This window comes from Microbacterium sp. AC035, assembly GCF_979258485.1.
The window spans coordinates 2212833-2235142 of the sequence record NZ_OZ409858.1; the positions used below are offsets into that span (position 1 = coordinate 2212833).

A 22310-nucleotide genomic window follows, 5' to 3' on the forward strand; every position below is an offset into this window, starting at 1 on the left:
GGCGGGCGGGAATGTCCCGCCCGCCCCCACCGTTGCATTCGGGGATGACTTCCACCGCGCTCTCCGTCCTCGACCTCGTCCCGGTTCGCACCGGCCAGACCAGTGCCGAGGCGATCTCCTCCTCCCTCGACCTCGCCGCGACCGCCGACCGCCTCGGCTACCGCCGCTACTGGTTCGCCGAGCACCACAACATGCCGGCCGTGGCATCCACGACTCCCCCGGTGCTGATCGCGGCCGCCGCCATGCGCACGACGAAGATCCGACTGGGGTCGGGTGGCGTCATGCTTCCGAACCATGCGCCACTCATCGTCGCCGAGCAGTTCGCCGCCCTCGAGGCCATCGCGCCCGGCCGCATCGACCTCGGCCTCGGCCGCGCACCCGGCAGCGACCCGGTCATCACGCAGCTGCTGCGCGGATCGGGCACGACGAGCGACGTCGAGCAGTTCCCCCGCAACGTGCAGGACATCGCTGCGCTCCTCTCGGGCGACGGCGCCACCGTGCGCTTCACCTCGGGCGGCGAGTACACAGTGCACGCGACGCCCTCCGCCACCGGAAGCCCCGAGGTCTGGCTGCTCGGATCGAGCGACTACTCGGCGCAGCTCGCGGCATCGCACGGCCTGCCCTACGTCTTCGCGAACCACTTCTCGGGTCAGGGGCTCGAACGGGCACTCGACCTGTATCGCACGGGCTACCAGCCGAGCGAGGAGCACCCCGAGCCCCGGACGTTCCTGACCGTGAACGTCGTCGCCGCCCCGACGCAGGAAGAGGCCGAGGCCCGCGCCCTGCCGCAACTGCGGATGATGTCGCGACTGCGCCTGAACAAGCCGCTCATCGCTCTCGAGACGGTCGAAGAGGCGCTCGCGGCCGAGCCGGATGCCGCGACCGACCAGGTCGTGGAGGCCGCCCGCTCGCGGTGGTTCGTCGGCACGGGAGAGTCGGTCGCCGCCGAGCTGCGCGAGTTCGCCGCGAAGTACGGCGTCGTCGAGGTCATGCTGTCGCCGGTCGCCGGAGCCTACGAGTCCGAGCCGCGCGACGCAGCCGCCGGTCGCGCGCAGACGCTCGAGCTCATCGCCGCCGCGCTCTAGGCGCCGTTGAGTAGGCGCTGATCCGGCGGGGGATCAGTGCCGCATCCCACCTCCAGGCGGGGCCACTTCCGCACCCGAATTCGCGGCGGGGTCACTTTCGCACCTCAAAAACAGTTCTGGGATGCAGAAGTGGCCCCGCCCGTGGCGGCGGATGCAGAAGTGGCCCCGCTTGCGGCGCATGAACGCACCTCGGATGCTGTCCACAGGGGCGACTTGTCCACAATTCTCGGGATCCCGGCGATCACGAGGCCCGAGCCAGGGTTCGCTCACCGATCGTGAGGGAATGCGCCATCGAATACTCCTGCCCGACGAACTCGGCCGCCATTTCACCGTGACGCAGGCCGCGGCCGTGGGTATCGGTCGGGGCCGAGCCGGTGCCCGCGATCTCGACCGCCCTTTCCGCGGGGTGCGTTCGGTCGCGAGGGCGGAGACACCACTTGATCGCGTCACCGCCCTCGTGCCCCGCCTGCACCGCGGTCAGCTCATCGGCGGGGAGACGGCCATGCGGGTGTGGGGGTATCCGCACCCCGGCAGCTGGAGCGTCGAGGCGCCGATCGTCGTGGTCGTCGCGACGGGTTCGGCGCGCGTCCGCCGCCGCGGCGTCACCGGCCGGCGCCTGGCAGAGGGGCGAGCCCATCCATGGCGAATCGGCGGAATTCCGGTCATCGATCCGGTCGCAGCTCTGTTCATGTGCGCCACGGCGCTGACCGACGATCAGGTGGTCATCGCCCTCGACGCGCTGATCAGCACAGCCGACAACTATCCCGGGCTGCATCCGGGGCGACCGCCGCTCACGGTGACCGACATAGAGATGCGTCTGCAGGTCTGGGGCCGCTTCCCCGGATCTCGACGAATCCGTGATGCGCTGACCCGCGCACGCGAGGGAGCGGAATCGCCGAAGGAGACGGAGACCAGGCTGGTCATCGTCGCAGCAGGTCTTCCTGAGCCGGTCGTGCAGTACGAGATCCATGAGAACGGTCTTCTCCTCGCGCGGAGCGACATGGCCTATCCCTCGCTCAAGATCGCGATCGAGTACGAGGGCGACGGACACCGCACGAGCCGCGATCAGTGGCGGCGCGACATCCAGCGGCAGCGCGAGCTCGAAGATCGCGGATGGATCGTCATCCGCGTGACGCAGCTCGACCTGGCCGATGCTCGACCGCTGATGGACCGCATCCGTCGCGCGATGGCATCCCGCCGCTGACTCTCGCCTTCCCCTCTCCCTCCTCCGCCCCCGCCTCTGGCCTCCAGCCGGGGCCCTTCTGCACCCGCACCCTCCAGCCGGGGCCACTTCCGCACCCGAATCCCCAAGCGGGGCCACTTCCGCACCCGACCCTCCAGGCGAGGCCACTTCCGCACCCGACCCTCCAGGCGAGGCCACTTCCGCACCCGAAACGCCCCGTTGCCGTGCTGAACTGACCCCGCACGGGCACGCCAAGCGCACTCCCGGATGCCGCGAACCCGCCGACCCACCACGGCGCATCTACGGCCCCAGCCGGGGCCACTCCCGCACCCGACCCTCCAGGCGGGGCCACTTCGGCACCCGAAACCCGTCGTTGCGGTGCTGAACTGGCCCCGCACGGGCACGGCAAGCGCACTCCCGGATGCCGCGAACCCGCCGACCCACCACGGCGCATCTACGGCCCCAGGCGAGGCCACTTCCGCACCCGAAACGCCAGGCGGGGCCACTTCCGCACCCGAAACGCCAGCCGGGGCCACTTCGGCACCCGAAACGCCCCGTTGCGGTGCGGAACTGGCCCCGCACGGCGCGTGCGGTGCGGAACTGGCCCCGCACGGCGCGCGCGGAGCGGAACTGGCCCCGCCCCAGGGCGCGCGGTACGAAACTAGCCCGCACGGGCGCGGTGCGGGACCCGCGACAAGGGCTGGTATTCCGGTGCGGCGGGGCGTAGCGTCAGCGGCAACGGAAGGGGTTCGATGATGAGCACGACCAAGACCCTGGCCCTCTGGGTGGCTTACGGCACGAACGGCGTCGTCGGCAGCATCCGACACGATGACGAGGGCTACACGGTTGTCATGGCCGGATCGGATGCCGCGACGGGCACGTATCCGAACCTGGAATCGGCCAAGGGAGCGCTGCACTCGCACATGCTGCCAGGCAGCGGCTGGCCGATGTTCCGCGAGCACTGATTTTCGAGCGGGGAAACAAGGGGTAGAGGGGCGTCACGGTCGCGGGGGCAGCCCCGCGACCGTCGTACGCTGACTGCATGCCCCTCACCACCCGACCACTCCTCCGGCCATGCTGAGTGTCGAGGAGCAGTCGGCGAAGGTGCTGTCCGCCGCGCGCCCGCTCGAGGCGGAGGCGGTGCCGATCGCCCAGGCAGCAGGTCGCACCCTGGCCGCCGACGTGCACGCCCGTGTCGACGTGCCGCTCTTCGACAACTCCGCGATGGACGGGTACGCCGTCATCTTCACCGACGTCGAGGGCGCGACGGCAGAGCATCCGATGGAACTGCACGTGATCGCCGACCTGCCCGCTGGCTCTGCGGAGGAGCCTGAGCTGCATGCGGGGTTCGCTGCCCGGATCATGACCGGCGCTCCCCTGCCGCGCACGGCGACCGCCGTCGTGCCTTTCGAACACACCCGCGGCGGACTCCAGGCCTGGGATGCTCCCGCAATCGTCACCCGAGCTCCGGCCCGAGCAGGCGCGAACATCCGTCGGCATGGTGAAGAGCTGCACGCCGGTGCCGTCGTCGCGCCGGCGGGCACCGTGCTCGGGGCGCTCCAGCTGACGGGCATCGCGGCCGCCGGCATCGACACCGTGCAGGTGCGTCGTCGCCCTCGGGTCGCCGTGATCTCGACGGGCACCGAGCTCGCCGCCCCCGGCGCAGACCTCGCCCGCGGGCAGATCCCCGAGTCGAACTCGGTGCTGCTCGCGTCGATGTGCGCCGAGGCGGGCGCCGAGGTCATCTCGGTCGACACGGTGACCGACGAGGATGCCGCTTTCACGGCCCTTCTGCAACGCGCGCTGCGCGCCGGCCGCGCCGATGTCGTGGTCACCTCCGGAGGCGTCAGCGCCGGAGCCCACGAGGTCGTCAAGAACGTGCTGCGCGATCGCATCGAGTTCGTCGCGATCGCCATGCAGCCAGGCAGACCCCAGGCCTTCGGGCGCATCGACGACGCGCTCGTCTTCGGCCTCCCCGGCAACCCTGCCAGCGTCGCCGCATCGTTCGAGGCCTTCGTGCGCCCGGCACTCCTCGCACTCCAGGGGCGCGAAGCGGTGCGGCGGCCGGTGCTCCGCGTCGCCGTCTCCACCGGCTGGCGCAGCCCGGCCGGGCGACAGCAGTACGTGCCCGTCACGCTCGACCGCTCCGACCCGGTCGCCTGGACGGCGCGCCCTGCTGCGGCCGATGGATCTTCCGGGGCTCATCTCGCCGCGGGACTCGCCCGAGCGGATGCGTACGCGGTGGTGCCCGCCGAGGCAACTGCCGTCGACGCGGGCGATCTCATCGATGTGATGCTGCTCTCGTGACCTCCGCAAGCGGGGCAACCCCGGCCAACACTGCAAGCGCGGCATCCCCCGCACCCCCGAGCAACACGACAACCCCAGCATCCCCCGCAACCCCAAGCAACCCGACAACCCCAGCGCCCCCGGCAACTTCGGCAACTTCGGCAACTTCGGCAACGCAGGCATCCCCGGCATCCCCGGCGATCATCCTGGCAGGCGGGCGAGGCTCTCGACTCGACGGCGCCGACAAACCGCTGCTCGAAGTCGGCGGTCGAACGCTACTCGATCGCGCCGTCGCAGCCGTCGCGGGCTGCGATCCGATCATCGTCGTCGGGCCGCAGGCACCGGTGAACGGCGTGGTCGTCTGGACTCGCGAGACTCCGGAGTTCGGCGGACCGGTCGCCGGAATCGCCGCAGGACTGGCCGCCAGCACCAGCACCAGCACCAGCACCAGCACCAGCACCAGCACCAGCACCAGCACCAGCACCAGCACCAGCACCAGCACCGAGGTGTACGTCCTCGCCGCCGATCTGCCGAACGCCGAAGAGGTGGTCGCGCTGCTGCGACAGCATCCGCCTCTCGCCAGCGGCGAAGACGGCATCTGTCTGACCGACGAGTCCGGGCGGATGCAGTGGCTGATCGGCCGTTACCGCACCGACGCGCTGCGCAGAGCTGTCGGCGCCCTCCCCGACGGCGGCCGAGACGCCTCCATCCGCTCACTGCTCTCGGGCCTCACCATCATCGCCGTGCCGGCAGGAGGCCTGGCGACGGATGTCGACACGTGGGACGATCTCGAACGAGCCCGTGCCACGGCGCAGGCACCCGCCCGCGACGGCGGAGACACCGACCACGACTAACGGCGCTGACACCCCCGCAGCAGCGCACTCGACGAGGAGACGACATGACCGACAAGCCGCAGCACCTTCCGGTCGAGGCCTTGGACGACTGGACCACCGCCGCCTGCGCGGCCCTCGGGATCGACCGGGAGTCGGTCGACATCGCCCTGCTGCTCGACCTCGCCCGCGATGTCGCGCACGGCGTCGCCCGCCCTGCCGCACCGCTCAGCGCCTACCTCGCCGGCCTCGCCGCGGGTCGAGCCGGCGGCAGCCGCGAAGACACCGCTGCGGCGGTCGCGACGATCACCGAGCTCGCCGCGACCTGGCGCGTCGACGACGATTCCTGAAGTTCTCTCATCGCCGACCACCCCGATGTGATCGAGAAGTAATCGTCCGGAAACCGCACTCGTGCGGCCCTGCAACATCTGCCGCCTACGTTCAGAGCATTCATCCTCTCGAACGCCAGGAGCCGCGATGTCACAGATCACCGGAACAAGCAGCGTCGACGCCCCCGCAGTCACGCTCACCCATCGACCCGGACGCTGGATCGACGGGTGGAACCCCGAGGATCCGACGTTCTGGGCCGCCGAGGGCAAGGCGATCGCCCGTCGGAATCTCGGCTGGTCGATCTTCGCCGAGTTCCTCGGGTTCATCATCTGGCAGCTGTGGAGCATCGTCGTCGTGCTGCTCCCCGCCGCCGGCTTCACGCTGAGCACCACCGAGTCGTTCTGGCTGATCTCGCTGCCGAGCCTCGTCGGCGCGACCCTGCGGTTCCCCTACACGTTCCTCGTCGCCCGCTTCGGCGGGCGCAACTGGACCATCGTCTCGGCGCTGCTGCTGCTGATCCCGTCGGTCCTGCTCGGCGTCGTCGTGCAGAACCCCGAGACGCCGTTCGGGGTGCTGCTCGCGGTGGCCGCTCTCGCCGGCTTCGGCGGCGGCAACTTCGCCAGCTCCATGGCGAACATCACCTACTTCTTCCCGCAGAAGGAGAAGGGCTGGGCGCTCGGACTCAACGCCGCGGGCGGCAACCTCGGCACCTCGGTCGCGCAGCTCGCGGTGCCGATCGTCGTCTCGATGACAGCCGCCTTCACGTTCAACCTCTCGCTCGCCGGGTGGATGTGGGTGCCGCTGATCCTCGTGGCCGTCTGGGGCGCGTGGCGCCACATGGACAACCTCTCGTCGGCCAAGGCTGACTTCGCCGGGGCCGCCGCGGCTCTGCGCGAACCGCACCTGTGGGTGCTCTCGCTGCTCTACATCGGCACGTTCGGATCGTTCATCGGCTTCGCGAGCGTCTTCCCGAAGCTCATCGCCGACACGTTCCCCGAGTTCTCGACCTTCCAGATCGGCAGCGCCTCGATCACCCTCGCCTTCCTCGGCGCGCTGGTCGGGTCGCTCGCCCGCCCCTACGGCGGCAAGCTCGCCGACCGCTTCGGCGGTGCTCCGATGACGATCGCGGCTTTCTCGCTCATGATCGTCGGCGCCCTCTCGCTGCTCGTCACTCTCGAGGCGAACAGCTTCGCGCTCTTCCTCGGGTGCTTCCTGCTGCTGTTCATCGCGGCGGGCGTCGGCAACGGTGCGACCTACCGGATGATCCCGAACGTCTTCGCCGCCCGGGGCGCCGCGACCGCGGGCGATGCGCTCGCGGTCAGCACCCAGCGCAAGGGTGCGGCCGCCCTCGGCCTGATCTCGGCGATCGGCGCCTACGGCGGGTTCGTGATCCCGCAGGTGCTCGCTGCCGCCAAGAGCGGCACCGGATCGTACGCCCCGGCGTTCGCCGGCTTCGTCGCCGCCTACGTGGTGCTGCTCCTGATCACGGTCTTCGTCTATCTGATCCCCCGCGCCTCCCTCGCCGGACACCGGATCTGATCATGACCGAGCGCATCGTCGTCATCGGCGCGGGGCCTGTCGGCATCCGCTTCGCCGAGGAGCTCCTGCCCCTCGTCTCCGAGGGGCAGGCGACGGTGACCGTGCTGGGTGCAGAGACGGCGGATCCGTACAACAGGGTGCTCCTCGCAGAGCTCGCGGTCGGCGAGGCCACGGCCGACGAGCTCATTCTGGCCACCTCGAGCAGTCTTCCGGGGATCGATCTGCGTCTGGGAGCGCGAGCGGTGCGGATCGACCGCGCGGCGCGGGTCGTCGAGCTCGCCGACGGTTCGACCGTCGGCTACGACCGGCTCGTGCTCGCGACCGGCGCACGGTCGATCGTCCCGAACCTCGATGGGCTCGACACGCTCGGGCCGGACGGCACGGGCCTGGACACCAGTCTCACCGCGGGCGTCTGCGTGCTGCGCGACCTGACGGATGCCGAGCAGGTGCGCGCCGTGGTCGAGCGGGGCGGCCGGGTCGTGGTGCTCGGGGCCGGCGTGCTCGGGATCGAGCTCGCCATGCTGCTCGCGGACGCCGGCGCAGTGCCCTCCGTGGCCCACTTCGGTCCGATGCCGATGCCCCGCCAACTCGACCGGGGGTCGGCGAGCATCCTCTCGACCGCGTTGGCCTCCGCCGGTGTCACGCTCGTGCCGCACACCCGCGCAGAGGGTGTCATCGGGGTCGAGGGCGACGACGGCATCCGTCGGTTCCGCGCCCTCGTGAGCTCCGACGGCAAGCGCATCGAGGGCGACCTGCTCGTGCTCTCGTGCGGCGTCAGAGCTCGCACCGAACTCGCCGAGGCCGCAGGGCTGCGCGTGAGCAACGGCGTGCTCGTCGACAGCTCCCTGCGGTCGTGGTCGGATCCTCGCATCCATGCGATCGGCGACTGCGCGCACATCGCCGACCCCGCCGAGTACCTGCACGAACGACAGGTTCCGGGCGGCCCGCACGGTCTCGTCGGACCCGGCTGGCGACAGGCGAGCTGGCTCGCCGCGGCCATCACCGCGGAGCTGAGCGGAGCCGGCGACGTCGACGGTTTCGCCGACGAGCATCCCGGGGTCGTCGTGCTGAAGGGCGAGTTGGTCGACATCGCCTCCGCAGGAGACGTCTCGGCCGATCCGTTCGCGCCGGTGCCCGCGGGTGAGATCGCCCCGGGCATCGCGGTATGGGCAGACCCCGAACACGGCACGTACGTGAAGATGGCGACCCGCGACGGCATCCTCACCGGATTCGTGGCGGTCGGGATGCCGCGAGCCGCCGCCGAACTAAGCGTGCTGTATCTGCGCGGCGGGGAGCTGCCGGCCGACCGGTCGCTGCTGCTGCGGCTCGACGATCCGGATGTCGACGGGGCCACGCCCGCCGGTCGCGACGCGACACTCTGCATCTGCAACGCCGTCACCGTCGGGCAGATCGAAGACGCGATCGACGACGGATGCGGCACGGTCGCCGCCGTCGGGGAGTGCACGCGCGCCGGCACCGGATGCGGCGGATGCCGAGCCAGGATCACCGAACTGCTGCATGCCCGCGCGGAGGCCGTCGCATGACCGACACCCACTGCCCCTATTGCGCGCTCCAGTGCGCGATGACCCTGACGCCCACCATAGGCGAGACCCTGCCGGTGACCGTCGCCGGTCGCGAGTTCCCGACCAACCGCGGCGGGCTGTGCAAGAAGGGCTGGACGTCGGCCGAGCTGCTCGCCGACACCGGCCGCCTCACCACGCCCCTCGTGCGAGGCGACGACGGCGAGCTGCATCCCGCCGAGTGGGACGCCACGCTCGACCTGATCGCCGCGCAGCTGCGCCTGATCGCCGCGGAGAACGGCCGCGATGCGATCGGCGTCTTCGGCGGCGGCGGACTGACGAACGAGAAGGCGTACCAGCTCGGCAAGTTCGCCCGGATCGCGCTGCGCACCTCGCGCATCGACTACAATGGCCGCTTCTGCATGTCATCCGCCGCCGCCGCAGCCAACCGCTCCTTCGGCATCGACCGCGGCCTGCCGTTCCCGCTGACCGACCTCGACACCGCCGAGACGGTGCTCCTGCTCGGCTCGAACGTCGGCGACACCATGCCTCCGTTCGTGTCTCATCTGCAGGGTGCCCGCGCTCGCGGCGGCCTCATCGTCGTCGATCCGCGGCGCAGCTCGACCGCGAGGCTGTGCGCTGACGGCGCCGGCACCCATGTGCAGCCCGTCCCCGGCACCGACCTCGCCCTGCTGCTCGCGCTGATCCACGTGGTGCTCGCCGAAGAGCTGTTCGACGACGGCTACGTGCGCCAGCGCACCTCCGGCATCGATGAGCTCCGACAGTCGGTGTCGGCGTGGTGGCCCGAGCGCGCCGAGACCGTCACCGGGGTTCCGGCGCGCAGCATCCGGGATCTCGCTCGTGCACTCGCACGCTCCGGGTCGACGTACATCCTCACCGGGCGCGGGGTCGAGCAGCATGTCGACGGCACCGACACCGCGACCGCGGCCATCAACCTCGCGCTGCTGCTCGGACTCCCCGGCACCCCCGGCTGCGGCTACGGCACACTCACCGGGCAGGGCAACGGGCAGGGTGGGCGCGAGCACGGACAGAAGGCCGACCAGCTGCCCGGATACCAGTCGATCACCGACCCGGCGGCCCGCGCCTCGGTCGCGGCGGTGTGGGGCGTCGACCCCGACGACCTGCCCGGCCCCGGGGTACCCGCCGTCGAGCTGCTGCAGAGCGCAGGCCTGCCGGGAGGCGTGCGGGCTCTGCTCGTGCACGGCTCCAACGTGTTCGTGTCTGCTCCGAATGTCCAGACCGTGCGCGACGCCCTCGGGCGGCTCGACCTGCTCGTCGTGTCGGACTTCTTCCTCTCGGAGACCGCGAAAGCCGCCGACATCGTGCTGCCTGTCCTGCAATGGGCCGAGGAGGAGGGCACGATGACCAACCTCGAAGGTCGGGTGCTGCGCCGCCGCCGGGCGGTCGACGCCCCGGCCGGAGCACGCAGCGAGCTGTGGATCATGGCCGAGCTCGCCCGACGCCTCGACGCGCCCGGCACCTGGAGCCTCGATCCCGCAGAGGTGTTCGATGAGCTCGCACGCGCCTCAGCGGGTGGCCGTGCCGACTACTCCGGTCTCAGCCACGCGCTGCTCGACCTCGGCCTGGAGGCGCACTGGCCGTTCCCGATCGGAAGCCTCGGCACGCCTCGCCTGTTCGCCGATCGGTTCGCCCACGCCGACGGCCGCGCGAAGCTCGTGGCGGTGCGCGCACGCACGCATCCCGTCGCGAGCGGCGACCGCCTCACCCTGATCACCGGACGACTGCTCGAGCAGTATCAGAGCGGTGCGCAGACCCGCCGCGTCCCCGAGCTCACCGAGAAGCGACCGGCTCTCGTCGCCCAGCTGCATCCGGCCACGGCTCGGCGTCACGGGATCGGCGACGGCGACGGCATCCGTCTCTCGAACTCCCGCGGCACGGTGCAGGCGCGAGCCGAGCTGACACACGACATCAGGCCCGACACGGTGTTCCTGCCGTTCCACTACCCCGATGCCGAGAGCGCGAATCTGCTCACCGACGACCGGGTCGATCCGCACTCGGCGATGCCCGAGTTCAAGCGGGCGCTCGTCGAGCTGAGCGCGGTCTGACGCGGGGCCGGTCTCAGTCCTCGGGCCGGGCCTCGAGCCGGAGCTCGCGGCCGGAGCGCGGCGGTCCGAGCCGTGAGCCGGTCTCAGTCCTCGGGTTCGCCCGAGAGGATGCCGCGCAGCCAGTCGCGCGCCTCGACGAAGATGTCGTCGGAGTAGCGGTCGGGGTACTGCACGATCTGCCGGTCGGCCCGCGGGTATGAGCCGAGGAACACCACGCGCGGGCTGAAACGACGGATGCCGAGCAGGGCGTCGGCCATGCGCTCGTGCTCGATGTGCCCGTCGGCGTCGATCACGAACCGGTAGCGGCCGAGCTCGTCGCCGATCGGACGCGACTGGATCAGCGAGAGATTGATGCCGCGGGTCGAGAACTGTTCGAGCATCTCGAGCAGCGAACCGGGGTGATCATTCGGCAGCTCGACGATCAGCGAGGTCTTGTCGGCGCCCGTGGGAGCCGGTGCCGTGGTGGTGCGGGTGACGAGCACGAAGCGCGTGACGGCCTGGGCGTTGTCGCCGATGTCCTCGGCCAGCACGTCGACGTCGAGGTGCTTCACGACGCCGGGAGCGGCGATGGCCGCCTGCGCGGGAAGACCGCCGTCGAGCATGCCGATCGCCGAAGCCACGTTGCTCGCCGCCGGAACGTGCGAGTGCGTCGGCAGATGCTCGCCGAGCCAGCCGTGGCACTGCGCATACGCGACGGGGTGGGCCGCGATCACCTGCACATCGGCCAGCGTGGTGCCGCGCGGAGCTACGAGCACGAAGTTCACCGGCACCAGGTACTCGCCGACGATCCGCAGGCCGGGCAGCGTCGCCAGAGCATCCTGCGTGGTCGAGACGCCACCCTCGATCGAGTTCTCGATCGCGATCATGGCGGCATCGCTTCGACCCTCGAGCACGTCGGCGAGCGCCTCGCCGACGTTGTGCACGGCACGCCAGTCCTGGCCTCGCGCTTCGGCGACCTGTTCGAGCGCCGCTTCGGTGAATGTTCCGGCGGGGCCGAGATAGCTGTAGGTGCGGCGTTCAGTCACGCGTTTCACCTTAGGGCACCGGTAGGCGCCCAGAAGATGCGCGGATGCCGAGATGGGGGCAGACTGTCTGCATGACGAGCCGTGCCGGCCTACCAGCCGAAGAATCCGATCTGATCGATGTCGACGAGCTGATCGCCGCGTACTACGATCGCGTCCCCGATCCCGGCGTCGCCGCCGAACGGGTCGCGTTCGGGACGAGCGGTCACCGCGGGTCTTCGCTCACCAAGAGCTTCAATGAGAACCACATCCTCGCGACGACGCAGGCGATCGTCGACTACCGCGCGGCGCAGGGCATCACCGGCCCGCTCTTCCTCGGACGTGACACGCACGCGCTGTCGCTGCCGGCCGAGCGCAGCGCGATCGAGGTGCTGGTCGCGAACGGCGTCGACCTCCGCGTCGACGCGCGCGACGCGTGGGTGCCGACACCCGCGCTCAGCCACGCGATCCTCACCTTCAACCGCGACCTCGCACCGGATGCCGCCGGCCGCGCCGACGGCATCGTCGTCACCCCGTCGCACAACCCGCCCCGCGACGGCGGGTTCAAGTACAACCCGCCGCACGGCGGGCCGGCCGACACCGACGCGACCGGCTGGATCGCCGACCGCGCCAACGAGCTGATCGCCGGAGGTCTCACCGAGGTCAAGCGCGAGCGCTTCGCCGACGTCGACTGGGACGCCCTTCCGGGTTACGACTTCCGTGACGCCTACGTGCGCGATCTCGCGACCATCATCGACATCGATGCGATCCGCACCGCCGGAGTGCGCATCGGAGCAGACCCGCTCGGCGGCGCCTCCGTCGAGTACTGGGCGCTCATCAAGGAGGTCTACGACCTCGACCTGACCGTCGTGAACCCCGAGGTCGACCCGACCTGGCGCTTCATGACGCTCGACTGGGACGAGAAGATCCGCATGGATCCGTCATCCCCCTCGGCGATGGCGTCGCTGGTCGCGAAGAAGGGCGACTACGACGTGCTCACCGGCAACGACGCAGATGCCGATCGCCATGGCATCGTCACCCCCGACGCCGGGCTGATGAACCCCAACCACTACCTCGCGGTCGCGATCGACTACCTCTTCTCGCACCGGGCCGAGTGGCCGCGCGACGCCGCGATCGGCAAGACCCTCGTCTCGTCGATGATCATCGACCGCGTCGCCGAGTCGCTCGGACGCCGCCTGCTCGAAGTGCCCGTCGGCTTCAAGTGGTTCGTGCCCGGTCTGCTCGACGGCTCGGTGGCGTTCGGCGGCGAGGAATCGGCCGGAGCCTCGTTCCTGCGCAAGGACGGCACCGTCTGGTCGACCGACAAGGACGGCATCCTGCTGTGCCTTCTTGCCGCCGAGATCATCGCCGTGACGGGCAAGACCCCGTCGGAGCGGTACGCCGAGCTGGAGGAGGCGTTCGGATCGTCGGCGTATCAGCGGGTCGACGCTCCGGCGACGCCCGCGCAGAAGGCGACGCTGGGCAAGCTCGCCCCGGATGCCGTCTCGGCGACGACCCTCGCCGGTGAGGAGATCACCGCCAAGCTCTCGCACGCTCCCGGGAACGGCGCGGCGATCGGCGGCCTCAAGGTGCAGACCGAGCACGCCTGGTTCGCCGCCCGCCCTTCGGGCACGGAAGACGTCTACAAGCTGTATGCCGAGAGCCTGCGCGGCCCCGAGCACCTCGCCGAGGTGCAGGCCGAAGCCCGCGCCGTGGTGTCGGCCGCCCTCGGCGGCTGAGGCTCGCGCCCCTTCCTGTCTTCTGCCCCCGCACGTCGCGCGTGTGGGGGCAGAAGTGCATCCGGGCCCGGAGCGCCTCCGGGGCCGAACGCCCCCGTGGCGGAATCCGGGGAGGCGGAACGCCCCCGTGGGAACGCCCCCGAGGCGGAACGCCCCCGTGGAACGCCCCGTGGAGGAATCCGGGGCCGGACCGCCCCGCGGCATCCCCTCCTTCTGCGTGCGGGGCCAATGACGCACCCGAAACGGCCGATCCCGGTGCGAAAGTGACCACGCCTGGCGGGCCGGGTGCGAAAGTGACCCCGGCTGGCGGGTCCGATGCGAAAGTGACCCCGGCTGGCGGGTCCAGGACACCTTCGGGTCCCCTCTCTCGCTTCCTTCATGCGGGGCCAAAATGACACCCGAAACGGCCGATCCCGATGCGAAAGTGACCCCGGCTGGCGGGTCCGATGCGAAAGTGACCCCGCCTGGCGGGCGGGCGGGGGGCAACCCGGGCGAAAGGATGCGGGCGGATGCTGTGCAGGAGCGAACCCGAACGCGAGCGGATGCCGTGAGGCGGGGTCAGACCGACCGGGCGAGCAGCGCCCCGGCGTCGCGCAGCCAACGGGCGGGCTCGGCGAGAGCGGCATCCGACGACCCCGCGATGTCGGTCAACGACGCGGAGGCCGCGAACAGCGCCGTGTCGGAGTCGGCCGTGATGCGCCCGGCCGCGAGCATCGCGGTGGCCCCCGCGGAGGCAGCGAGGCCCGCGATGAAGGAGGGCACCTTGCCGTCGCCGGACTGACCGTCGTACGACCCTTCGCCCGTGACGACGACGTCGGCGTCGGCGATCGCGTCGGCGAGTCCGATCAGCTCGGCCACCTCTGCGGCGCCGGGAGCGAGCGTCGCTCCCCAGACGACGAGCGCACCGCCGGTGCCGCCGGCTGCTCCGGTGCCGGGCAGCGCGACGTCGAGACCGAGCAGGTCGGCGAGTCGGGCGAGCCCGGTATCCACCTGGGCGATCGCGTCGGCGTCGAGTCCCTTCTGCGGTCCGAACACGGCTGCGGCACCCCGCGGTCCGACGAGCGGGTTGGTGACATCGGTGAGCACCCGCACCTGGGGCGCGGTGCGCAGGGTGCTCAGGTCGACGGACGCGATGGCAGCGAGCCCGCGCGCCCCGCGGACGACCGGCTCGCCGGCGGCGTCGAGGAATCGCGCGCCGAGGGCAGTCAGCATCCCGGTGCCGCCGTCGGTCGACGCGCTCGATCCGATGCCGACCACCAGGCGGGTCACGCCATGATCGAGGGCCGCGGCGATCGCCTGGCCGAAGCCGGTCGTGTCGGCATCCCACGGGCGCAGTTCGTCGAGCAGTTCGATGCCCGAGGTCGAGGCGAGGTCGACGACGCCGGTGCCGCCGGGAGAACCGGCAGAGACGGGCAGCAGCAGCCAGCTGGTCTCCAGCGGCACGCCCGCGGGCCCGTCGACGACCAGCGGCATCCGCCGCGCCCCCGGCACGGCCGCGGCGAATGCGGCGACGGTGCCCTCGCCGCCGTCTGCCATCGGCAGGTGCACGAACGACGCACTCGGGTCGACCGACGACCAGCCTTCGGCGAGGGATGCTGCAGCATCCGCTGCTGTGATCGTGCCCTTGAAGCTGTCTGGCGCCAGCACCACCCGTGTCATCGTGCGATACCGGGAGTGCTCGCCCGCACGATGACCTCGAGCGGCAGCGCCGCCTGCTGCCAGTCGGAGTCGACGGTCGCGCGGAAGGCCTGGTAGCCGACCTCGCTCAGCGGCACGCGCACCGTGGTGAGCGCCGGGGTGACATCGCTGCTGGAGGGCACGTCATCGAAGCCGCACACGGCGATGTCAGGACCGACCTCTCGACCTGCCTCGCGGATGGCCGCGGTCGCTCCGATCGCGACGACGTCGCTCATGCCGAAGACGAGGGTGCCCGGCTCGACGCCGTCGGCCAGTGCCGCCGACATCGCCTGCATACCCGATTCACGACGGAAATCGCCGCGGATCACGCGATCGATCGAGCCGCCGCCTGATTCGAAGCCCGCGCGGAATCCGGCGAGACGCTCATCGGAGGTGAGCACTCCCTCGGCGGCACCGATCGCGATGGCCGAGCGGTAGCCGAGCGACGCCATGCGGCGACCGAGCGCCTCGGCACCGGCGCGGTTGTCGATCTCGACGTGGCGGTTCTCGGCACTGCCTGCCCCGAACGTGACCACGCGGCCTCCGAACCGGGCATACTCCGCCAGCTCGCGCGAGGTGTCGGAGTCGGTCGGCTCATTCGTGCGCGACGCGGCGAGGATCAGACCCTGAGGTCGCTGTCCCCGCAGAGCTCGCACGATGCGTGCCTCGCGGGCCGGGTCGCGCTCGGTGATCGCGATCGTGACGACGAGACCCTGCTCGTCGGCTCCGCGGGCGACACCGGCGGCGATGAGTCCGAAGTAGGGATCGGCGATGTCGGCGACGAGCAGTGCGATCACGGGCGAGCTGCCGCGAGCGGTGGCCTGGGCCGACGCATTCGCCGTGTAGCCCAGCTCGGCCGCCGCCTGCTCGACGCGCTCGCGGAAGGACTCGGCGACCTTGCGTTCGGATCCGTTGAGAACGCGGGATGCTGTGGCGAGCGAGACCCCGGCCTCGCGGGCGACGTCGTGCAGGGTCGGGGCTGCGCCCCGCGAGTGCCGCGGCTGACGCACGCGGGAAGGGCTTTCCTGCTGACTCATGCCCTGAGCATACTGCGCGGTGCAGGGGTCGCCGGGGAGCTTCCGAGGGCTGCGGCGTCCGGACGGCTGCGGAGCATGGCCGACTACAGCGAGAGGTACGAGCGGAGCGTCGCGGCCTCGCCGCGCAGCATCGCCGGGTCATCGCCGGGCACGAACTCGAGCAGGGCGTCTCTCGGCGGCGTGGTCGCGGACTGCGCCTCTCCGAAGAATCGGGTCCAGAGGGCGTCCCGCGCCCGCAGCGGAAGCCTGTCGTGCGCGGGCCACCACGAGAACACGTGCGCGGCGCTCACATGATCTGCGATCGCACGATACTCGTCGAGCACCGCATCGACCCCGGCACCGACAGTGGGCTGCCAATAGGTGCTGAGCGTCGGCCTCGCGACCTCCTCCAGCACGCGGAGAGTCGCCGGCGCCGTGTCGGCGAGCGTGCCCGAATGGAACTCGAGCGCGAGGGAGATGCTTCGGGCGTTCGCCTCGTCGACAGCATCCTGCAACCTGGCGATGGTCGACGCCCGGTCCTGGGGCGTGGACTCGTCGGAGCCGCGCTCTCCGGCCCAGATCCGCACGCGGTCGACACCGAGAGCTGCGGCGGAGTCGAGCACAGGGGTGATCGACTCCTCTGCCCCGGCGCGGAAGTACGACCCATAGGAGCAGGACGCGAGCCCGGCATCCGTCGTCAGCTTCGCCATCCTCGCCGCCTGCTCGACGTCACCGGCCGGCACATGCACGTCGGCTCCCCACTCGATGACCTCGAGTCGGGCATCGGCGGCGAGCTCGACGACCTGTTCGGCGCTCAGCGCCCGGAAGGTCACCGAGCAGAGTCCCGGGCGGATCTTCGTCATGACGTCATCCTCTCAATCGTTCGGTGCGGTGTCGCGGGGCTTGCGTCCGGCGGCTCGCTCCGTATCAGCACGCCGTGCCGTCTGCAGGACCGAGGCACGGATGCAGGACCAGAAACCGTGCCCCGGCCCGGCATCCGTGCCCGCGTCCTGCAGGTGAAGCCGGCAAAGCGGTGCCAGTCCGGGCGGTTCCCCGCCATTCGACATCGAGCCCGTACCGTCTGCAGGAACGAGGCACGGATGCAGGACAAGAAACCGTATTCCGTTCCTGCATCCGTGCCCGATTCCTGCAGGCGTGCCCGATTCCTGCATCCGTGCCCGAGTCCTGCAGGCGGCCTGCGGGTGTACCACGGGTGGCACCCGGGACCATCGAGCCCCGTGCGTCAGCGCAGGTGCGGCGAGACCGCGGCCCCGAAGGTCTCAGCCGTCCGCCGCACGACGTTCTCGGGAGCATCCGCCCAGATGTCGGCGTTGAAGATCTCGACCTCGATGTCACGGTCGTAGCCCGTCTCGATCACGGCGCGCGTGAGCGAGCCGAAGTCGATCACGCCGTCGCCCGTGTAATGCCGTGAAAGCAGCACATCGGCGGCGAGCGGGGTCTTCCAGTCGCACACCTGATAGGTCGCGATGCGGCCCTCGCGGCCGGCGCGGGCGATCTGCTCGAGCACCTGCGGATCCCACCAGATGTGGAACGTGTCGACCGCCGCACCCACGACGTCGGCGTCGAAGTCGGCGGCGATGTCGAGCGCCTGCCCGAGGGTGGAGACGACGGCGCGGTCGGAGGCGTACATCGGATGCAGTGGCTCGATCGCCAGCGTCACGCCCGCCGCCTTCGCGTCGGTCGCGAGCACGCCGATCGCGTCGCGCACCCGCTCACGCGCGCCGATCAGGTCGCGCGAGCCGGCAGGCAGTCCCCCGGCGACGAGCACGAGCACGGCCGTCGATCCGTCGGCGCCCGCGGCGGCGAGCGTCGCGGTCTCCTCGATCGCGCGGCGGTTGTCGTCGAGTGCGGCGACGCGCTCCGGCCCCTCGGGCAGGGTGAAGAAACCGCCACGGCAGTGCGTCGTGAACCGCAGACCCGAGTCTGCGAGCATGCGCGCAGCGACGTCTAGTCCGACCTCGTTCACAGGCTCACGCCACAGACCGATCGCCTGGATGCCGGCATCCGCCGTCACCCGCAGCGCGGTCGCGAGATCGGCGTGCTTGATCGTGGCCTGGTTGATCGACAGGCGGGGATCGACGGTCATGCGGTCGCGCTCCCTGCATCGACGCCGTTCAGGCGCAGCATCCCGTGCCAGCGCTCGCGCGCGAGCTCGGGGTTCTCGAGTGCGAGCGAGGCGTTCGCCAGCTCGACGATGCGGCTGAGGTGCGGAAGGCTGCGCGCCGAGTGCAGCCCGCCGACCATCTGGAACGCGGGCTGGTGCCCGTTGAGCCACGCGAGGAAGGCGACGCCCGTCTTGTAGTAGAACGTCGGAGCCGCGAACACCTGACGGCTGAGCTCTTCGGTCGGGCCGAGGATCTCGAGGTACCGCGCAGGATCTCCGGCATCCAGCGCCTGGATCGCCGCGGACGCCACCGGGGTGATCGCCGCGAACGCGCCGAGCAGCGCGTCGGAGTGGCCGTCGCCCTGCCCCACGGTGTCGCCGCCGATCAGGCCGACGTAGTTGAAGTCGTCTCCGGTGAACATGCGCACGCCCTCGGGCAGTCGCTCGCGCACCGAGATCTCGGACTCGGCGTTCAGCAGGCTCATCTTCACGCCCGCGATCTTGTCGGGGTTCTCGGCGATCACGTCGAGCAGCACAGCGGATGCCGTCTGCCAGTCGTCCGCGCCGAAGTATCCGGCGAGCTCGGGATCGAAGGCGGTGCCGAGCCAGTGCAGCACGACCGGCACCGTGGCCGACGAGAGCACCTCGCGGTACACGCGACGGTAGTCGTCGGCATTCTCTGCGACGCGGGCGAGGTGGCGCGAGGCCATGAGCACGGGGCCCGCCCCCTGCTCCTCGGTGAAGTGCAGCTGCTCCTTGTAGGCGTCGATCACCTGGTCGAGCGAGATGTGCGACTCGGCGACGTGATCGGTGTTGACGCCGACCACCACCGAGCCGCCCTCTTCGCGGGCGACCTCGGCGCTGCGCGAGATGAGCTCACGCGTCGCCGCGGCGTCGAGGCCCATGTTGCGCTGCGCGGTGTCCATAGCGTCGGCGACGCCGAGACCCCACGAATAGACGTTGCGGCGGAACGCGAGCGTCGAGTCCCAGTCGATGTCGGCGGGCTGCCCCGGAGTGTTGTCGGCGTGCACCTTCGGCACCACGTGGGCGGCGGCGTACGCGACACGGCTCTGCAGCGCGAAGGTCGGGCGGGAGTACCCGCCGCCCTCGCGCAGCTCGGCATCCGTCACCGCACCCGCGGCGTCGAGAAGTCGGAGAGTGCTCATGCTCAGCCCAGCGTCAGCGGAGAGAGAGCGACCTTGCGGCCTTCGGCGCTGGAGGTCAGACCCGCCTCGGCGAACTGCACGCCCCGGGCGCCGGAGAGCAGGTCGAAGGGGTACTTCGTGCCCTCGACGAACGAGATCAGGTACTCCTCCCACTGCTGACGGAAGCCGTTGATGAAGACGTCGTTCGTGGGCACGTTCTGCCAGTCGGTGTCGTAGTCGTGGCTGTCTTCGAGGTCCGGGTTCCACACGGGCTTCGGGGTGGCGTTGCGCGGCTGGATCTTGGCGCCGAAGAGTCCGACCACGGCCGACCCGTGAGTGCCGTCGACCTGGAACTCGACGAGCTCGTCGCGGTTGACGCGCACCGTCCAGCTGGAGTTGATCTCGGCGACGATGCCGCCCTCGATCTCGAAGATGCCGTATGCCGCATCCTCGGCGGTGGCGGTGTAGTGCTCGCCGTTCTCGTCCCAGCGGTCGGCGATGTGCACGGCCGCCTGCGCGTAGACGCTCTTGACCTCACCGAACAGGTTCTCGAGCACGTAGTTCCAGTGCGGGAACATGTCGACGATGATGCCGCCACCGTCTTCGGTGCGGTAGTTCCAGCTCGGGCGCTGCGCGGGCTGCCAGTCGCCCTCGAAGACCCAGTAGCCGAACTCGCCGCGCACCGACAGGATGCGGCCGAAGAAACCCGAGTCGATCAGGCGCTTGAGCTTCTGCAGGCCCGGCAGGTAGAGCTTGTCGTGCACGACGCCGGTCTTGACGCCGGCCGCGTCTGCGAGACGCGCGAGCTCGAGGGCCTCGTCGAGCGACTCGGCGGTGGGCTTCTCGGTGTAGATGGCCTTGCCCGCGGCGATCGCCTTGCGGAGGGCCGAGGCACGGGCCTTGGTCACGAGGAAGTCGGCGTAGATCTCCCACTTCGGGTCGGCGAGGGCCGCGTCGAGGTCGGTCGTGTAGTCCTCGATGCCGTGCTTCGCGGCGAGCTCGGCCAGCTTCGCTTCGTTGCGGCCGACCAGCAGCGGCTTCACCGTGACGCGGGATCCGTCGGGCAGCTCGATGCCGCCCTCGTCGCGGATCGCGAGGATCGACCGCACGAGGTGCTGGCGGTAGCCCATGCGCCCGGAGACGCCGTTCATGATGATCCCGATCTCGCGGGTTGTCGCCTGTGACATTGCTGGTCCGTTCTTTGGGAAGCCGTTGCGCCGGTCGCCCGTGTTGGGTAAGCGCTTTCCGTCAGCATGCCATGACTCAGTCGGGCGCGCAAGCGGCGGACGGAAACCGCTATCCGGGTGCGGGGTGTCGCAGGCCGTCGCAGGCCGTCGCAGAAACCCCCAGGAGGCATCCCGTCCCGCACTGCTCTCGGGCCAGCGGTGGTCAAAAGCGCATCGGAAAGGCTCGATTCAGATGCAGAAGTGGCCCCGCACCGGACGAGAGGTGCGGATTTGGCCCCGCTCGGGACGAAAGGATGCCGGTCGACGACGCACCCCTGTCCCTCCGCCGAGCCCCGGTGCCTCCTGCCCCGAATTGCGTTTCAGTCAGCCGGGGCCAAAAGCGCATCGGAAAGACCCGATTCAGATGCAGAAGTGACCCCGCAGCGAGCGGCGGATGCAGAAGTGGCCCCGCACCGGACGGCGGATGCGGAAGTGGCCCCGCAGCGGACGGCGGATGCGGAACTGACCCCGCAGCGAGCGGCGGATGCCCTGCTGGACACTCAGCGAGTTCGCACCGAAGTGCGACCGCGGCGGTGCGCGTCAGCGAGTGCTGGAGCGTTCGACCAGAAGCGTCGGCACGACGACAGCGGATGCCGCACCGTCCGCGGCACCCTCGATGTCGGCGACGAGCAGGTCGACGGCCCGGTGCGCCAAGGCGGCGAAGTCCTGACGGATCGTCGTCAGCGGCGGGCGGTAGTTGGCGGCATCCGGCACGTCGTCGAAGCCGATGACGCTGACGTCCTCGGGAACCCGCCGCCCCGATTCGGCGAGCGCGCGGAGGAGCCCGAGTGCCATCTGGTCGTTGGCGCAGAAGACGGCGGATGCTGCGCCCAGCGCCTCGCCCGCGGCGAACCCTGCCTCGGCGGTCCAGTCGCCACGGACGACCTCGGTCACCATCGCTCCGGCATCCGCGAGCGCCTTCCGCCATCCCCGCTCACGCTCGGCAGCCGCGAACGAATCGGCCGGCCCGGCGAGGTGGTGCACCGTCGCATGCCCGAGGCCCAGTAGATGCGCCGTCGCCGCGGCGGCGCCTCCGACATGGTCGCTGTGCACGACGGCGAGATCCGCGGACCCCGGGGCGTCGACGACCACGAGCCGCAGTCCCGGCGGTCGATCGGCTGCGGGCACCAGCGCCGACGCCTCGTTCAGCACGATCGCGCCGTCGACCTCCTGCTCGGCGAGGCGCTCGAACGCGTCGGCCAAGTTCTCCCCGGCCGTCACGAGAGTGAGGGCGTAGCCGCGCTCGGCGGCAGCCTCGGCGGTGGCCTGCAGCATCCGCGAGTTGCCGACCGTCGCGAGGGTGGTGACCACGAGTCCGATGGTCTGCGAGCGACCGGTGCGCAGGGCGCGGGCGGCGCGGTGGGGGCGGTAGCCGAGTTCCGTCATCGCCTTCTCGACACGCGCGCGGGTCGCCGGATCGACGCGGGGGCTGTCGTTGACGACACGCGAGACGGTCTGTCCTGAGACCCCGGCGCGTGATGCGACCATCGCCATCGAGACGCGACCGGACGGGGCCTGGCG

18 protein-coding genes are annotated in these 22310 nt (G+C 70.7%); 10 read left to right on the forward strand and 8 right to left on the reverse strand.

The annotated features are described in order from the left end of the window. Window positions 1–44: 44 nt before the first annotated feature. From ACZ0AA_RS10780 to ACZ0AA_RS10820, 9 genes are all read left to right on the forward strand, one after another. The gene (locus tag ACZ0AA_RS10780) at window positions 45–1085 is read left to right on the forward strand and encodes an LLM class flavin-dependent oxidoreductase (protein ID WP_463512880.1); all 1041 of its coding nucleotides are present in this window, start codon (window positions 45–47) and stop codon (window positions 1083–1085) included. Window positions 1086–1368: 283 nt separating this feature from the next. Beyond that, window positions 1369–2289, forward strand: coding sequence for a hypothetical protein (locus ACZ0AA_RS10785; protein WP_463512881.1), 921 nt, complete (start codon window positions 1369–1371; stop codon window positions 2287–2289). A gap of 734 nt (window positions 2290–3023) precedes the next feature. Then, window positions 3024–3233, forward strand: a complete 210-nt coding sequence (locus tag ACZ0AA_RS10790) for a methyltransferase (protein WP_140038123.1) — start codon at window positions 3024–3026, stop codon at window positions 3231–3233. Between the two features lie 109 nt (window positions 3234–3342). After that, complete coding sequence (locus ACZ0AA_RS10795) at window positions 3343–4575, forward strand: molybdopterin molybdotransferase MoeA (protein ID WP_463512882.1); 1233 nt, start codon at window positions 3343–3345, stop codon at window positions 4573–4575. Then, on the forward strand, window positions 4572–5408 hold the full coding sequence (mobA, locus tag ACZ0AA_RS10800) for a molybdenum cofactor guanylyltransferase (protein ID WP_463512883.1): 837 nt from the start codon (window positions 4572–4574) through the stop codon (window positions 5406–5408). The genes ACZ0AA_RS10795 and mobA overlap by 4 nt, the downstream gene beginning before the upstream one ends. Window positions 5409–5452: 44 nt before the next feature. Beyond that, window positions 5453–5734 carry a DUF6457 domain-containing protein gene (locus ACZ0AA_RS10805; protein ID WP_463512884.1) on the forward strand — a complete coding sequence of 94 codons (282 nt, stop codon included), beginning with the start codon at window positions 5453–5455 and terminating at the stop codon, window positions 5732–5734. Between the two features lie 127 nt (window positions 5735–5861). Beyond that, window positions 5862–7253, forward strand: a complete 1392-nt coding sequence (locus ACZ0AA_RS10810) for an MFS transporter (protein ID WP_463512885.1) — start codon at window positions 5862–5864, stop codon at window positions 7251–7253. Between the two features lie 2 nt (window positions 7254–7255). Further along, window positions 7256–8797, forward strand: a complete 1542-nt coding sequence (locus tag ACZ0AA_RS10815) for an FAD-dependent oxidoreductase (RefSeq protein ID WP_463512886.1) — start codon at window positions 7256–7258, stop codon at window positions 8795–8797. Continuing rightward, window positions 8794–10860, forward strand: coding sequence for a molybdopterin oxidoreductase family protein (locus tag ACZ0AA_RS10820; RefSeq protein ID WP_463512887.1), 2067 nt, complete (start codon window positions 8794–8796; stop codon window positions 10858–10860). The genes ACZ0AA_RS10815 and ACZ0AA_RS10820 overlap by 4 nt, the downstream gene beginning before the upstream one ends. Before the next feature lie 83 nt (window positions 10861–10943). Here the strand turns inward: ACZ0AA_RS10820 and pheA are convergent, their stop codons facing one another. Beyond that, window positions 10944–11894, reverse strand: a complete 951-nt coding sequence (gene pheA, locus ACZ0AA_RS10825) for a prephenate dehydratase (RefSeq protein ID WP_400866768.1) — start codon at window positions 11892–11894, stop codon at window positions 10944–10946. Window positions 11895–11956: 62 nt separating this feature from the next. Between pheA and pgm the strand changes: the two genes are divergently transcribed. Further along, window positions 11957–13600, forward strand: coding sequence for a phosphoglucomutase (alpha-D-glucose-1,6-bisphosphate-dependent) (pgm, locus tag ACZ0AA_RS10830; RefSeq protein WP_400866771.1), 1644 nt, complete (start codon window positions 11957–11959; stop codon window positions 13598–13600). A gap of 558 nt (window positions 13601–14158) precedes the next feature. Here pgm and ACZ0AA_RS10835 read toward each other — a convergent pair. The 7 genes from ACZ0AA_RS10835 to ACZ0AA_RS10865 all read right to left on the reverse strand — a co-directional run bounded on the left by ACZ0AA_RS10835 (window position 14159) and on the right by ACZ0AA_RS10865 (window position 22283). After that, window positions 14159–15259, reverse strand: coding sequence for a glycerate kinase (locus ACZ0AA_RS10835; RefSeq protein WP_400866773.1), 1101 nt, complete (start codon window positions 15257–15259; stop codon window positions 14159–14161). Next, on the reverse strand, window positions 15256–16314 hold the full coding sequence (locus tag ACZ0AA_RS10840; protein ID WP_463512888.1) for a LacI family DNA-binding transcriptional regulator: 1059 nt from the start codon (window positions 16312–16314) through the stop codon (window positions 15256–15258). Before ACZ0AA_RS10840 ends, ACZ0AA_RS10835 begins: the two co-directional genes overlap by 4 nt. 83 nt (window positions 16315–16397) lie before the next feature. After that, a complete protein-coding gene (locus ACZ0AA_RS10845; RefSeq protein WP_463512889.1) occupies window positions 16398–17156 on the reverse strand; it encodes a sugar phosphate isomerase/epimerase family protein in 759 nt (252 codons plus the stop codon). 380 nt (window positions 17157–17536) lie between these two features. Then, window positions 17537–18400: a sugar phosphate isomerase/epimerase family protein gene (locus tag ACZ0AA_RS10850; protein WP_311243541.1), complete on the reverse strand. Its 864-nt coding sequence runs from the start codon at window positions 18398–18400 to the stop codon at window positions 17537–17539. Beyond that, window positions 18397–19584 (reverse strand): dihydrodipicolinate synthase family protein, encoded by a 1188-nt coding sequence (locus tag ACZ0AA_RS10855; RefSeq protein WP_463512890.1) that lies wholly within the window; start codon window positions 19582–19584, stop codon window positions 18397–18399. The genes ACZ0AA_RS10850 and ACZ0AA_RS10855 overlap by 4 nt, the downstream gene beginning before the upstream one ends. Before the next feature lie 2 nt (window positions 19585–19586). Continuing rightward, complete coding sequence (locus tag ACZ0AA_RS10860) at window positions 19587–20750, reverse strand: Gfo/Idh/MocA family protein (RefSeq protein ID WP_463512891.1); 1164 nt, start codon at window positions 20748–20750, stop codon at window positions 19587–19589. Window positions 20751–21329: 579 nt separating this feature from the next. Next, entirely contained in the window at window positions 21330–22283 is a 954-nt protein-coding gene (locus ACZ0AA_RS10865) for a LacI family DNA-binding transcriptional regulator (RefSeq protein WP_400867015.1), read from the reverse strand. Window positions 22284–22310 lie beyond the last annotated feature (27 nt).